This is a genomic window from Acinetobacter sp. ANC 4862 (assembly GCF_004336635.1).
In the GTDB taxonomy this organism is placed as follows: domain Bacteria; phylum Pseudomonadota; class Gammaproteobacteria; order Pseudomonadales; family Moraxellaceae; genus Acinetobacter.
Map to the genome: position 1 here is coordinate 74,142 of NZ_SJXH01000011.1, position 14,543 is coordinate 88,684.

Genomic DNA, 14,543 nt, shown 5'->3' on the forward strand with positions numbered 1-14,543 from the left:
TGTTAGTCTTCTGGTTCTTCTGGATTTTTTGCCAGATGAATTACAGACAGTACCAGACCACCCCATAATAAAACAATGGAGAAAATCATCATGATCAATGCAGATGTATTCATATTCCTTCTCCTAACTATGACGATCTTTAACTAGGCTTAATAGAACGGCGCCCAGAATAAAGAATGCAATGGTGCCCCCACCGATCACCCACAGCGTACTTGCGGGATAATCACCATAGCCTTCTGCCATGATTGATTTCAGGGTTAAACCCAATGCCAATAATAAAGACAACGGCGTGATCACGGTCAGCATGAACTTCCAGCTAGCACCAAGTTTCACACTGGAAAACTCGTTCACATGTATTTCTAGCTGTTTCATCAATGGACGGCGGAACCAGGACAATAAAATAATCGATAACAGACCACCACCGACAATACCGATGTTATTGGCAAAGTAGTCGATGATATCGACAAAGGTAATCGCACTATGTGTCGAGAACATTAGGGTAGAAATCACTGCTGAACCACCAGCAATAATCGTCACTGACTTGTTCTTTGACCAGCCCAGTTTGTCCTGGAACGCCGCAATCGGAACTTGCAGGATGCTCACCATGGAGGTAATACCCGCTACCGTCAATGAACCAAAGAACAGGAAGCCGAACAGGTCACCGCCTGAGCCTAAACTGGAAATGATTTTCGGGAAGGCAATAAAGGCCAGACCGATACCACCGGACACTACATCTTCAACTTTGGCACCTGAGCTGAACGCCATAAAACCAAGCGCTGCAAAGACACCAATACCCGCCAGAATTTCAAAAGACGAGTTAGCCAATGCCACCACGATGCCTGAACCAGTCAGGTTGGTTTTGCGTTTCAAATAAGAAGAATAAGTCAACATAATCCCGAAGCCCACCGATAGTGAGAAGAAGATGTGACCAAAAGCTGCCAGCCAGACTTTATAATTGGTCATGGCGTCCCAGTTCGGGGTAAAGAAGGCATTTAAACCATCAACGGCACCGGGTAAACGTACCGCCTGAATCACCAGGATCGTGAATAAAATCACCAGCAATGGCATAAAGATTTTATTCGCCAGTTCCACCCCACGGCGTACCCCACCGTAAAGAATCAGCATGACCACCGCCCAAACGACTACCAGACCAAAGAACAGTACAGGTACAAAACCGAAAGTCAGGCCCTCACCATTTTGAAGGTAGCTGTTGAAGAAGAAGCCCTGAGTATCTGCTCCCCACTGCTGTCCAAAGGAATAGAACATATAGCTGCCGGCCCAGGACAATACGCTGGCATAATAAATGCCGATGATCAGGGTCACCATCACCTGCCACCAACCCAGAGATTCTGCATTCATGAGTTTTTTATAGGCCATCGGCGGTGCTTTGCGGAACTTGTGTCCGACTGCATAATCTAAAAATAATAAAGGTAAACCTGCTGCAAAAATCGCAATCAGATATGGAATTAGGAACGCGCCACCGCCATTTTCATAAGCAATGTAGGGAAAGCGCCAAATATTACCTAAACCAACAGCCGATCCAACCGCGGCAATAATAAAGCCCGATCGTGACGTCCAGTTTTCACGAGTATCTGTCATAAAACACCTCAACCTTAGGCATCTTTCGCTGCTGCTTGTTGTTGGGTTATCTCGCGAGCAAAAAAAGTACCATTCAAAAAATTAATCTTTTTATGTCTGAAGTTAGTTCTACGCCTTTTGAGCATTCTGTCCTAAATTGCAAACAGGCAGTCATCACAAAATCTTGCTTAAAGTCTTTTGCTTCTTTTTGCCTTTCAATGCTTGAACAATACCCACTTTTTGGGCCTTTTTCTGTAGTTTTTGCGGAGATTATTTAATTTTATAATCTATAAATTATGAATTGATCAAAATATGGCTGATTTAACCCATTTTTAAGTCCGCGCACTTTTTTTAAAGTGTGACCTGATTTTTTATTTTGCTTAAATCAATGGCAATCAGCGTATTTCAATATACTGATTGCCTGAATTTTTTATCTTTTAATCGCTAAAATACGCTCTTCCTGCATATCACGAATCGCATATTGCACGCCTTCACGTCCCAGACCGGAGTCTTTTACACCGCCATACGGCATGTTATCGACCCGGAAAGAGGGAATGTCATTAATAATCACGCCACCGACATGCAAATGATCCCAGGCATAGAGCATTTTATTCAGATTCTGGGTATACACCCCTGCCTGTAAACCGAAACGGCTGCTATTGATTAGGTCTATGCCTTGTTCAAAGCTTTTATATTTCTCAATAATAGCGACTGGTCCAAACACTTCATCTTTATACACTTCTAAAGAGGCATCGACATTTTCAAGCAAAGTCGGTTCAAACATCACTCCGTTCAACTCACCACCGGCAAGCAGTTTTGCGCCTTTTTTCACGGCTTTATCGACCCATTTTTTCAGACGGATTGCTTCAGATTCCTTAATCATCGGACCGACCAGCGTGCTATCAAGCTCAGGATCAGCGGCTTTAATTTTTTTCAGTTTGACGACCAGTTTTTTCTTCAATTCGGCATAGACATCGGCATGCACTAAAATGCGTTGCACACTAATACATACCTGACCCGCATGATTATAGGCACCACCAATCAAACGATCCACCAAAGCATCGGTAATTTCAGTATCCGCATCAATCATGACTGCGGCATTACCCCCCAGCTCTAAAATGACTTTCTTCCGTCCGGCACGTGCTTTCATGTCCCAACCGACCACATCAGAACCGGTAAAACTGAGTAGTTTGAAACGGTCATCGGTGACCAGTACATCAGCATGTTCACGCGGACAGGGTAAAATCGAAAATGCGCCTTTCGGTAAATCGGTCTCGGCAAGAACTTCGGCAATTTTCAACGCTGAAATAGGGGTTAAGCTGGCCGGTTTAAGCACAAATGGGCAACCCGCAGCAATTGCTGGGGCAATTTTATGAGCGGTTAAATTCAATGGAAAATTAAACGGACTAATTAATGAGACTGCGCCAACCGGTGCATACTTCATAATACCTTGATAACCCGATGCGGCCGCTGTCACAGCCAAAGGAATCATGCGTCCATCATCCAGTTGGGTGACCGCATCGGCCGCAATTTGAAAGGTATTGATTAAGCGTTCCACTTCAGCAGCAGCTGCCTTGCGTGGTTTTCCGCCTTCTGCAATCAGAATTTCAGTCAACTCCGCTCGCATTTCATTAAAGCGTTTCACACAATGCAGCAAGATTTTTTGTTTTTGAAAAGGTTCTAAAGCTGCCATTTCTTTTTCCGCTTTTACTGCGGATTGAATGGCTTTTTCGATGGTTTTTTCATTGGCTAGAGCGACCCGCGCATAAACTTCATGCGTATATTTATGTTCTACTTCAAGCCATTGCTCTGTTTTAACCGCTTTACCTGCCACATACAGAGGGTAATCAATCACGTTTACAGCTTTATCTGCCATGTAAAAAATTCCTTTCATTTTCTAGAAATAACAGCAATGCAATTCTCTTTCATTCACTATATGATGCGCTGAGTTGGGCAGCAGTTCACTATATTTAAGTAACAAAATTATTTTCTAAAAATAACGGATCACATATTCAGGATATCCATGCAATCACTCAAATTATTTTGCCTCATCCTTGGACTTGGCGCAGTCAGCTCTGCACAAGCCGATTTCATTGGTGTTAAAGCCAGCATTGATTACTGGAACTACAGTGCAGATTTAAACAATCCTGCATCAGCCCTTCCACAACCACAACTTGAAGATGATCACAGCATGTCATTTTCCGTGGCCGTAGAACACCCGGTACCCTTTTTGCCGAATGCAAAAATTAAACATAGCAATTTACAAGCTGAAAGTGATCAGAGTTTTGCAGGGGTGAAAAGCTATCAGGTCGATCTGGATTATTCAGACTTTATTCTGTATTACGAAATACTCGATAATGTTGTGTCTGCCGATGTTGGCTTCGGTGCCAAATTACTGGATGGCGATCTCCAACAGAACTTTACCCAGAATACTGAAATCAGTGAAACTTTACCGATGCTCTATGCAGAAGCAGGGGTAAAACTGCCCTTTACCGGTTTGAGTGCCAAAGCAGAAGCCAGTTTTGCCAAGTTAACCGATACACAAGTGACCGATGCTCAGCTAGAACTCAAATATAATTTTGTGGATACGGTACTGGTCGATGTCGGTGCTAAAGCCGGTTATCGCATTTTGGATATTCAGCTCGAAGAAGGTTCAAATCAGGAAGCGAAATTGAAATTCAAAGGACCTTATATTGGTCTAGAAGCGCATTTCTAAAGCATTGTTGTACGCTTTAGCTTACATAAACTGCAGAAAACGCCAGCTGTTCAAGCCGTTTGATTCACCCTATATTTAACTCATCAGGAAACAGGACGTTTCCCAAACTAAAAACAATAATAATCAGTTTGAGCATCAGGATGTGAGGTACGACAGGAGTTATACCTAAGTCACCAATACGAAGAAGCCCTATCAGGATGATGGGGCTTTTTTCATGCCTCAAATTCATCTCATACAGAAAAAAAGCCTCCCGAAGGAGGCTTAAGTTTTACAAAAATCTATCTTGTGTAGATGAGCTGCTTTAAGAACCGATAGGTTGTGCAGATGTCTCAACTGTTGGTTCAGCTTTAATTTCACTCGTTTTTGCTGGACGGATAAAGAATATGGCAAGTGCGCCAATAATTCCAGGAATAGCCACAGCGATAAAATTCCATTTATGCGGTAGTTCCATGCCCAAAAGCATACCGATCACGATTGGACCTACAATCGCCCCGGTACGACCCACTGCCGATGCCCAGCCAATACCCGTTGAACGGACTGCAACCGGATAATACTGTGCAACATAACTGTACAGTAAAATGCTGCTGCCAATTGAGGATGCACCTGCCAGACTCACCAGTAAATAAATAACAGGCTGTGGAGAATTGAAGCCTAATCCAACTAAAGAAAGTACGCCTACAGTTAACATACTGATCAGAACGCGTTTAAAGTCAAAACGGTCAGCTAAAACCCCTCCACTGATTGTTCCAATCACTGCTCCAATATTCAATGCCAGTAAGAACATTAAGCTGCTGCCTAAAGAATAACCTGCTGCCATCATCAATTTTGGCAACCAGCTGCCTAATGCATAAAGCATTAATAAGCACATAAAGAATGCAAGCCAAAACAGGAATGTTCCTACAGCACGATTTTCAGTGAACAATTCTTTTACTGAAGTACTTCCGCTTTGATCAGTTACAGCTAAAACCAATTGTGTATTTGCAGATACTTGCGCAGTCGGCTCAACTTTTTGTAAAAAATTACGCGCCTGATCTTGTTTGTTTGCTTTAACCAGAAATATTAAAGATTCAGGCAGGAATTTCCAGAACAATGGCACAAACAGTAAAGGAATCACCGCAATCTGGAACATGATTTGCCAGCCATAGTCTGCGGTAAACCATGTTCCGCACAAAGCTGCCATAATCCCGCCCATGGCATAGCCGCTGAACATGGTGGTCACTAAAGTACTGCGCACACGTTGCGGTGCATATTCTGCAGTTAAAGCCACCAGATTTGGCAATACGCCACCAATGCCCAGACCTGCAACAAAACGTAATATTCCAAATTCTGTTGGATTCGTGGCAAATCCGCCTAAAAAAGTAAACAGGCTGAACATTGAAACGCAAATTAAAATCACTTTTTTACGGCCAATTTTATCTGCCAGCATGCCAAAGCCCATTGCGCCAAACATCATGCCGGCCAAAGCGGTACTTGCCAACATGCCTGCCTGCACGGCACTCATGCCCCACTCTTGCATCAGTAAGGGCAAAACGACCCCATTAATGGCTAAGTCATAACCGTCAAATAAGACGATAAACAGACACCAAAGCACAAGTTTCAAGTGAAATGACTTGAACTTGGCCTGATCCACTACAGCATTTACATTCATTATTGTTGCTGTCATGAGTACTCACCTCCAATTGTGAGACTTTATAATTTCAATCTACAATGGGTTTCTGGTGGAATTTTGTCCACAACTTGAAAGGCATAAACCCATACCTTGAAGGTATGAAAAATCCTATTTGGAATAAAATGTCAGGACAATACGCGCTAAGAGTAGGACTTTTTGTTACACATTTTGCTGTGAACTATGGTTCACACTTATTTTATTGAGTAAAAACAATATTTTAAAAATTAAAAATTTTATACCCGACTAAAGATGATTTGATTGAAAGATTGTCAGAGTTTGCCGACTAAAATCCTAAAATGACAAGAACGGATGCTTTGAAATGCACCCTTAACTCCTAGGTAATATTAGAGAATGTTTATATGGGGTTGACATACTCCCCCCACTTTCGACTAGCTCAAGTGAGGGATTCTAAAAGCAGATGCTCTTAGGTGACTTCCTTACGGATTTCACTTGCTTTCTGCTTCTTCGGGCGACCTTTACCGCATCCACCCTCCACAGACAAAACGGTGTGTCCCACCGCCAATATATTGCGTGATGCGTTTAAATCCGCATTCGCAACATAACCACACGCAACACACTCAAATTTAGCTTGAGTTTGTCGATTTTCTTTCGCTACATGAGCACATGAACTACACGTTTGACTTGTGTATTGTGGGTCTACTTTGATAAGTAAACCACCTCGCCACCGTTGCTTATACTCCAACATATCAACAAGCATCGACCAGCCTTGATCCAGGATTGATTTGTTTAAACCTGACTTGGCTTTAACATTTTTTCCTTTTTTCTCAATTGTGCCTTTTGCTGATTTCGACATATTGGCTACTTTCAAGTCCTCAACGACAATCATTGCGTGGTTTTTGCTGAGCGTTGTGCTGACTTTATGTAAGTAGTCGTGTCGAATATTGGCAATATGGTGATGTAGCTTATTGATCCTAAGATTCATCTTTTTCCAATTCTGACTAAACTTCTTTTTACGTTTTAGCTGACGCTGTAAACGAGCAAGTTTAGGTTGATTGGCTTTAAAGCTGTTTTTTGGGTTAAAAACCTCACCATTAGATGTGGTGACTAACTTCTTAATTCCTAAATCCACACCAATTGCAGATTTGGATGGGTGAATTGGCGTTTCCGTGAGTTCTTTTTCAGTGCCAAATGAAATATACCACCGACCTGATACTTTACTGATTGTCACATTCTTGATTGTGCCTAGAATATCTTGTGACTTTCTAAACTTAACGATTCCTATGCCATTAGGAAGTTTGACTTTATTTCCATCAATGCGACAGTATTTGTGAAATTGAACCAAACGAATTGAATCATAGCCATCTGATTTTTTCTTAAATCTAGGCATGAGGGGGCGTAATTGAATTTCAGAACCATCAGTGAGTTTGAAGAATTTAGGTTTTTTAGGTTTGCGCTTTTTTTCTTTTAATTTAGCGTGTTCTTTAGGATCAAAGAATTTAGCCCAAGCAGAAGCGAGATCACGGATTTTTTGCTGTAAAGAAACAGCATTCGAGTTTGATTCTAAAAAAGCATATTCAGGAATCTTTTTAAGCCCCGTGATTTTATTAACCAAATTTGTTGCACTAATAAACTCATTTCGGGCAAACATTTCAAATGACACAGACAATATTTGATTCCAAACAAAACGTGCAGAACTGACAAGATTGTTTAAAACAACCTCTTGTTCCGTATTAGGCTCAAGCCTAAATTTATACGCTTTGTTAATCTTCATTTAAACCTAAGTTATTGAAATGCATTGACTTATAATATTTAACTATATCATATTAGAGTTGGATACACTAATAAAAAGTCGTGAAATTCACCTCCACCCTGACTGTCGGGTGGAGGTGAATTTCACTTTAAGATAAATTTCATATTCTAAATATAGCTAATTACTTAATTTAGCAGTACACCAAAAACATTATAAAATGGTATTTTACAAAAATATTTACGTTCTACAGCCTTTAGAATTTAGCTATACATCAGGAAGCGCTATTTTTATCAAAGCAAAAACAGCAATAAAATTTGAGAGAATGAAGTACGATCGAAGTGATACCGAAGCAACTGATATAAAAAAACCCTATCAATCTAGGGCTTTTTTATTAATTTATTAAATTATTAATGTAGGCTTTCCAAGCTTTTTAGGTAGGCAACAACTTCTTGATTTCCCGCCATTTCTGCAAGTTCCAAGGCAGTATATGTACTACGATGATCAATATCCGCGCCTTTGCTGACCAAGAGTTTGACCACTTCCAGATGATCATTTTCAGCTGCTGCTTGTAAAGCACTATAACCCTCATCATCGGTAGAATTAGGGTCAATGCCTTGCTTTAATGTTTCACTCACCTGTTCAAGATCACCAAGTGAAGCCCAGTACACAAGTTCAGGAAGATGCAGTTCTTCGTCATCTTCAGGAATTGGGGAGAATGAGTTGAGTTTCATAAGAATCTCCTAGTTATTATTAAACTTTAAGAAGTGACAGTAAAATTACCATCTGCTAATCCTACTATAATTTTAACTGACACATGCTCAGTAGAAGCACTGAGAATCTATACACCTGTAAAATCTTTAGTTCTAATCACTGTAAAATACAAAGATAATAGGGATTTAATAAGATTAATTTCTCCTACCATCGATTGTGCAAAATTTTCCAACTCTTTATTACTTCCCCATGGATTATCTGCATGAAGATATTTACCTAATTTGTCATATAATGTAATAAAAAAGCCCCCTTTCGGAGGCTTCTTTTTCAAACTTAATCTTTTAAGCTTTAGAAACTGCTGGCTCAGTTGAACCAATCTTTTCAGATTCATCTTCACTCATAATCAATGCAACCGCAATCGCAGTAATCAGTACCGGTAAACCTACTGCCATAAAGTTAAAGTGCGCAGGTAAGTTCATACCCAGTAAACCACCAATTAAAATTGGACCTACAATCGCGCCCATACGACCAATCGCAGAAGACCAACCAATCCCCGTCGAACGTACAGCAAGTGGGTAGTATTGAGCTACATAGCTATATAGAAGCATTTGCGAGCCAATTGAAGCTGCACCTGCCAAGAACACCAAAATGTACAGAAGGAATTGATTCGATTGGAAGCCCATTAAGCTCATCACAATCGCACCCATAATCCCAAGCGACATCAGTACTGGTTTCAAGTGGAAACGATCCGCCAAGATACCACCACCAACGATACCCACAACCGCACCGACATTCATCACCATCATGAACATTAGACTGTTATCCATCGAGTAACCAGCCGCCATCATCAGCTTAGGCAACCAGCTACTTAACGCATACATCGTCAGTAAGCAGGTAAAGAATGCAAGCCAGAACAACAATGTATTGGTTGCACGTCCACGACGGAACAAGCTCACTACGTTTGCAGCTTCAGGCACACTTTCTTGTGGCAAAGTAAAAATCGTGGATTCCGTAACTTTAAGTGAAGGCTCAAGACGACGCACGATCGCACGTGCATTTTCCTGTTTGTTTTGCTTCACCATAAACGCTAAAGATTCAGGTAAGAATTTCCAAATAAGCGGAAGTAAAAATAAAGGAATGCCCGCAATAAAGAACATTACCTGCCAACCATAAGTTGGAGTAAACCATGAACCCAACAGTGCAGCCATTACACCACCCACGGCATAACCACTAAACATGGTTGTAACCAGCGTACTACGCATCTTTTGCGGTGCATATTCAGAGGTTAAAGCCACAAGGTTTGGCATCACACCGCCAATCCCTAGACCTGCCAAGAAACGTAAAATACCAAATTCAGTCGGATTCGATGCAAAACCACCTGCAAAAGTTAATCCGCTAAAGAGCACAATACAAATCATGATTACTTTTTTACGACCAATTTTGTCTGCCAATGATCCAAAGAACATTGCGCCAAACATCATGCCCGCAAGTGCCGTACTGGCTAACATGCCTGCTTGAACGGCACTCAAGCCCCAATCATTCATCAGCAATGGTAAAGTCACGCCATTAATTGCTAGATCATAGCCATCAAATAGGATAATGAGTAAACACCAAGCAACTACATTGAAGTGGAAAGGCGTAAATTTCGCATTATCGACTACAGAATTTACATCTATTTTTTCCGTTGTCATCGTTCTCATCTCCCATGAGTACTTGTCCATACTTAATAAAGATTATTAAGTTAAATTTCATTTATGTATTAATATACTGACAACACAATACATGCTCAATAAGACTAAAGAATATGAGTATTTCTTTATAAAATGCATTCTATCTTATTGTATTGAAATAACTAATTTTATATACAAATGAATAAATGTTCGTTATTTACTACCGTGATATTCGACTAATTGATTAATTTTGACTTTAATCGTTTTATTTTTATTAACATATTCTAAGTAATAATATAATTTAAGATTATAATAATCGCAATTCATGTTCAGTGCGTCTTGACCTATTTTAGTTTATTTTTCAATCAAATTTATTTGAAATTTCTCGTAATAAATTCTAAAAATATTTATCTAATATGATGCTCAGCAAAATCCGACTAAAATAAAACGCATTGGCTTTTTTATAAGCATAAAAAAATCCCCCTGCTCTTATGAGTCAGGGGGATTTTAGAATTAATGAGCTGGCGATGACTTACTCTCACATGGGTAACCCCACACTACCATCAGCGCAAAGAGGTTTCACTTCTGAGTTCGGGAAGGGATCAGGTGGTTCACTCTTGCTATTGTCGCCAGCACAACTGTTTATGGATACTCGCTTAGTCTTACGTTTGTGCTAAGGTTTTTCCAAATCTTTACAGATTGGGCTGTTTGAGTTGCTATTGTCTAACTAACGCTTCACTAAATCAAGTTTTTTGTATCGATTCAATCGAACCATACAACTGTTTGGGTGTTGTATAGTCAAGCCTCACGAGTAATTAGTATTGGTCAGCTTCATGCATCACTGCACTTCCACATCCAACCTATCAACGTTGTAGTCTTCAACGGCTCTTTAGAGGACATAAAGTCCTTGGGAAATCTTATCTTGAGGTAGGCTTCCCGCTTAGATGCTTTCAGCGGTTATCCCTTCCGAACATAGCTACCCGGCGATGCGACTGGCGTCACAACCGGTACACCAGAGGTTCGTCCACTCTGGTCCTCTCGTACTAGGAGCAGATCCTCTCAAATTTCCAGCGCCCACGGTAGATAGGGACCGAACTGTCTCACGACGTTCTAAACCCAGCTCGCGTACCTCTTTAAATGGCGAACAGCCATACCCTTGGGACCTGCTTCAGCCCCAGGATGAGATGAGCCGACATCGAGGTGCCAAACACCGCCGTCGATATGAACTCTTGGGCGGTATCAGCCTGTTATCCCCAGAGTACCTTTTATCCGTTGAGCGATGGCCCTTCCATACAGAACCACCGGATCACTAAGACCTACTTTCGTACCTGCTCGACTTGTGGGTCTCGCAGTTAAGCGCGCTTTTGCCTTTATACTCTACGCGTGATTTCCGACCACGCTGAGCGCACCTTCGTACTCCTCCGTTACTCTTTAGGAGGAGACCGCCCCAGTCAAACTACCCACCAGACATGGTCCTCGCTCCCGATTAGGGAGCAGAGTTAGAACCTCAATATTACCAGGGTGGTATTTCAAGATTGGCTCCACCAGAACTAGCGTCCTGGTTTCAAAGCCTCCCACCTATCCTACACAAGTAAGATCAAAGTTCAATGTCAAGCTGCAGTAAAGGTTCACGGGGTCTTTCCGTCTAGCCGCGGGTACACCGCATCTTCACGGCGATTTCGATTTCACTGAGTCTCTGCTGGAGACAGCGCCCCCATCATTATGCCATTCGTGCAGGTCGGAACTTACCCGACAAGGAATTTCGCTACCTTAGGACCGTTATAGTTACGGCCGCCGTTTACTGGGGCTTCGATCAAGAGCTTCGCTTACGCTAACCCCATCAATTAACCTTCCAGCACCGGGCAGGCATCACACCCTATACGTCCACTTTCGTGTTTGCAGAGTGCTATGTTTTTAATAAACAGTTGCAGGGGCCTGGTTTCTGTGGCTGTCAACCGCTCATCCCGCGAGGGGAATCACCGTCGACAGCGTACCTTCTCCCGAAGTTACGGTACCATTTTGCCTAGTTCCTTCAGCAGAGTTCTCTCAAGCGCTTTGGTCTACTCGACCTGACCACCTGTGTCGGTTTCGGGTACGATTCCTGTGTAACTGAAGCTTAGAGACTTTTCCTGGAAGTATGGTATCAGCCACTTCGCTGTACAAGTACAGCTTGCTATCAGTTCTCAGCATAGAGTACCCCGGATTTGCCTAAGATACATGCCTACAACCTTTCACCTGGACAACCATCGCCAGGCTGACTTAACCTTCTCCGTCCTCTCATCGCATTACACAGAAGTATTGGAATATTAACCAATTTCCCATCGACTACGCCTCTCGGCCTCGCCTTAGGGGTCGACTCACCCAGCCCCGATTAACGTTGGACTGGAACCCTTGGTCTTTCAGCGTGCGAGTTTTTCACTCGCATTGTCGTTACTCACGTCAGCATTCGCACTTCTGATACCTCCAGCAGACTTCTCAATCCACCTTCATCGGCTTACAGAACGCTCCCCTACCACTTACACTTACGTGTAAATCCGCAGCTTCGGCATATAGTTTTAGCCCCGTTACATCTTCCGCGCAGGCCGACTCGACTAGTGAGCTATTACGCTTTCTTTAAAGGGTGGCTGCTTCTAAGCCAACCTCCTAGCTGTCTATGCCTTCCCACATCGTTTCCCACTTAACTATAATTTTGGGGCCTTAGCTGGCGGTCTGGATTGTTTTCCTCTTGACTACGGACGTTAGCACCCGCAGTCTGTCTCCCGGATAGTACTCATTGGTATTCGGAGTTTGCATCGGTTTGGTAAGTCGGGATGACCCCCTAGCCGAAACAGTGCTCTACCCCCAATGGTATTCGTCCGAGGCGCTACCTAAATAGCTTTCGGGGAGAACCAGCTATCACCGAGTTTGATTAGCCTTTCACCCCTATCCACAAGTCATCCCCTGGCTTTTCAACGACAGTGGGTTCGGTCCTCCAGTTAGTGTTACCCAACCTTCAACCTGCTCATGGATAGATCACCCGGTTTCGGGTCTACACCCAGCAACTAAACGCCCTATTAAGACTCGGTTTCCCTACGGCTCCCCTATACGGTTAACCTTGCTACTGAATGTAAGTCGCTGACCCATTATACAAAAGGTACGCAGTCACCGGACACAATGCCGGCTCCCACTGCTTGTATGCATGCGGTTTCAGGATCTATTTCACTCCCCTCACAGGGGTTCTTTTCGCCTTTCCCTCACGGTACTGGTTCACTATCGGTCAGTCAGGAGTATTTAGCCTTGGAGGATGGTCCCCCCATATTCAGACAAGGTTTCACGTGCCCCGCCCTACTCGACATCATCATATAAGCCCTTTCGTGTACAGGACTATCACCCACTACGGTTGCACTTCCCAGAGCATTCCACTAGAACTTATATGACTTAATGGGCTTTTCCCCGTTCGCTCGCCGCTACTAAGGGAATCTCAATTGATTTCTTTTCCTAAGGGTACTGAGATGTTTCACTTCCCCTCGTTCGCCTTGCATGACTATGTATTCATCATGCAATACCTACCTTATGGTAAGTGGGTTTCCCCATTCAGAAATCTCCGGATCACAGGATATTTGCCGCCTCCCCGGAGCTTATCGCAGGCTATTACGTCTTTCATCGCCTCTGACTGCCAAGGCATCCACCACATGCACTTAATTACTTGACTATACAACCCCAAACAGTCGYCGACACCTACAAGGAGTGCCTACAACTTATCGTTCAAAGTTTCGCAGATTGAACTGCAGTACAGCTTCAATTGAATTCATATACCAAAACGCTTGATTAAGTTAATCGCTAGTTCTCATTTCATTCAACTTTCACAATTGCTTGCTAGGTTGTTTGAAACGAGTTAAACAATTTATTTCAACTCAAATTTGCCAATCTGTTAATGAATAAACTTGCCTTCGTCAGGTCAGGTTTAAAACACTGTGATAAATCACAGAGCTTAATAACAACGCAGCGCATTCTACGCCTTCTTGTTGCTAAGCTCTATAAGCCATCATACTGTTTGCTTAAGGACTAAACTATCAGCCAACTGACTGATCATTTATTAACTTAACGATATATTCCGAAGGAATATATGGTGGAGACTAACGGAGTCGAACCGTTGACCTCCTGCGTGCAAAGCAGGCGCTCTACCAACTAAGCTAAGTCCCCAGCTTATCATTAGGTCAATGTATCTTTTTCTCTGTAACCTTGATTTATTCAATCATCAGTTCGTCAGTAGTGGTGGGTCTGACAAGACTTGAACTTGTGACCCCACGCTTATCAAGCGTGTGCTCTAACCAACTGAGCTACAGACCCTCAGATACATCTTTATGAAGAACAACTTGTTGTGGATTCTTACCGATCGTCAATCTTTCGTTAAGGAGGTGATCCAGCCGCAGGTTCCCCTACGGCTACCTTGTTACGACTTCACCCCAGTCATCGGCCACACCGTGGTAAGCGTCCTCCTTGCGGTTA

9 protein-coding genes, 2 tRNA genes and 3 rRNA genes are annotated in these 14,543 nt (G+C 42.6%); 1 reads left to right on the forward strand and 13 read right to left on the reverse strand.

Translation table 11 applies throughout. The features are described 5' to 3' along the window. Window positions 1-2 precede the first annotated feature (2 nt). From E0409_RS07125 to E0409_RS07135, 3 genes are all read right to left on the reverse strand, one after another. Window positions 3-113 carry a methionine/alanine import family NSS transporter small subunit gene (locus tag E0409_RS07125; RefSeq protein ID WP_004814066.1) on the reverse strand — a complete coding sequence of 37 codons (111 nt, stop codon included), beginning with the start codon at window positions 111-113 and terminating at the stop codon, window positions 3-5. Window positions 114-123: 10 nt separating this feature from the next. Beyond that, the gene (locus E0409_RS07130) at window positions 124-1,599 is read right to left on the reverse strand and encodes a sodium-dependent transporter (protein WP_131289204.1); all 1,476 of its coding nucleotides are present in this window, start codon (window positions 1,597-1,599) and stop codon (window positions 124-126) included. Window positions 1,600-2,008: 409 nt separating this feature from the next. Continuing rightward, window positions 2,009-3,454 (reverse strand): aldehyde dehydrogenase family protein, encoded by a 1,446-nt coding sequence (locus E0409_RS07135; RefSeq protein ID WP_131289206.1) that lies wholly within the window; start codon window positions 3,452-3,454, stop codon window positions 2,009-2,011. 147 nt (window positions 3,455-3,601) lie between these two features. Between E0409_RS07135 and E0409_RS07140 the strand changes: the two genes are divergently transcribed. Beyond that, entirely contained in the window at window positions 3,602-4,294 is a 693-nt protein-coding gene (locus tag E0409_RS07140) for a TIGR04219 family outer membrane beta-barrel protein (RefSeq protein ID WP_131289208.1), read from the forward strand. Between the two features lie 301 nt (window positions 4,295-4,595). Here E0409_RS07140 and E0409_RS07145 read toward each other — a convergent pair whose 3' ends face one another. The 10 genes from E0409_RS07145 to E0409_RS07190 all read right to left on the reverse strand — a co-directional run. Then, the gene (locus E0409_RS07145) at window positions 4,596-5,957 is read right to left on the reverse strand and encodes an MFS transporter (RefSeq protein WP_131289210.1); all 1,362 of its coding nucleotides are present in this window, start codon (window positions 5,955-5,957) and stop codon (window positions 4,596-4,598) included. A 430-nt stretch (window positions 5,958-6,387) separates the two neighbouring features. Continuing rightward, window positions 6,388-7,695, reverse strand: coding sequence for an RNA-guided endonuclease InsQ/TnpB family protein (locus E0409_RS07150; RefSeq protein ID WP_131289212.1), 1,308 nt, complete (start codon window positions 7,693-7,695; stop codon window positions 6,388-6,390). Between the two features lie 386 nt (window positions 7,696-8,081). After that, complete coding sequence (locus E0409_RS07155; RefSeq protein WP_131289214.1) at window positions 8,082-8,405, reverse strand: ankyrin repeat domain-containing protein; 324 nt, start codon at window positions 8,403-8,405, stop codon at window positions 8,082-8,084. A 107-nt stretch (window positions 8,406-8,512) separates the two neighbouring features. Next, window positions 8,513-8,776 carry a hypothetical protein gene (locus E0409_RS07160; protein ID WP_131289216.1) on the reverse strand — a complete coding sequence of 88 codons (264 nt, stop codon included), beginning with the start codon at window positions 8,774-8,776 and terminating at the stop codon, window positions 8,513-8,515. Beyond that, window positions 8,727-10,076: an aromatic acid/H+ symport family MFS transporter gene (locus E0409_RS07165; protein WP_131289218.1), complete on the reverse strand. Its 1,350-nt coding sequence runs from the start codon at window positions 10,074-10,076 to the stop codon at window positions 8,727-8,729. The genes E0409_RS07160 and E0409_RS07165 overlap by 50 nt, the downstream gene beginning before the upstream one ends. 498 nt (window positions 10,077-10,574) lie before the next feature. Further along, window positions 10,575-10,689, reverse strand: a 5S ribosomal RNA gene (gene rrf / locus E0409_RS07170). Window positions 10,690-10,849: 160 nt separating this feature from the next. Beyond that, window positions 10,850-13,746 (reverse strand): 23S ribosomal RNA (locus E0409_RS07175). A 415-nt stretch (window positions 13,747-14,161) separates the two neighbouring features. Continuing rightward, a tRNA-Ala gene (locus tag E0409_RS07180) sits at window positions 14,162-14,237 on the reverse strand. A gap of 70 nt (window positions 14,238-14,307) precedes the next feature. Then, window positions 14,308-14,384: transfer RNA gene (locus tag E0409_RS07185), tRNA-Ile, on the reverse strand. 61 nt (window positions 14,385-14,445) lie between these two features. Continuing rightward, window positions 14,446-14,543: ribosomal RNA gene (locus E0409_RS07190) — 16S ribosomal RNA — on the reverse strand; the annotation flags it as partial.

Coding starts and splice junctions, on each gene's coding strand:
- E0409_RS07125 (WP_004814066.1), bottom strand. CDS start 113: ATGAATACATCTGCATTGATCATGATGATTTTCTCCATTGTTTTATTA.
- E0409_RS07130 (WP_131289204.1), bottom strand. CDS start 1,599: ATGACAGATACTCGTGAAAACTGGACGTCACGATCGGGCTTTATTATT.
- E0409_RS07135 (WP_131289206.1), bottom strand. CDS start 3,454: ATGGCAGATAAAGCTGTAAACGTGATTGATTACCCTCTGTATGTGGCA.
- E0409_RS07140 (WP_131289208.1), top strand. CDS start 3,602: ATGCAATCACTCAAATTATTTTGCCTCATCCTTGGACTTGGCGCAGTC.
- E0409_RS07145 (WP_131289210.1), bottom strand. CDS start 5,957: ATGACAGCAACAATAATGAATGTAAATGCTGTAGTGGATCAGGCCAAG.
- E0409_RS07150 (WP_131289212.1), bottom strand. CDS start 7,695: ATGAAGATTAACAAAGCGTATAAATTTAGGCTTGAGCCTAATACGGAA.
- E0409_RS07155 (WP_131289214.1), bottom strand. CDS start 8,405: ATGAAACTCAACTCATTCTCCCCAATTCCTGAAGATGACGAAGAACTG.
- E0409_RS07160 (WP_131289216.1), bottom strand. CDS start 8,776: ATGAATCTGAAAAGATTGGTTCAACTGAGCCAGCAGTTTCTAAAGCTT.
- E0409_RS07165 (WP_131289218.1), bottom strand. CDS start 10,076: ATGACAACGGAAAAAATAGATGTAAATTCTGTAGTCGATAATGCGAAA.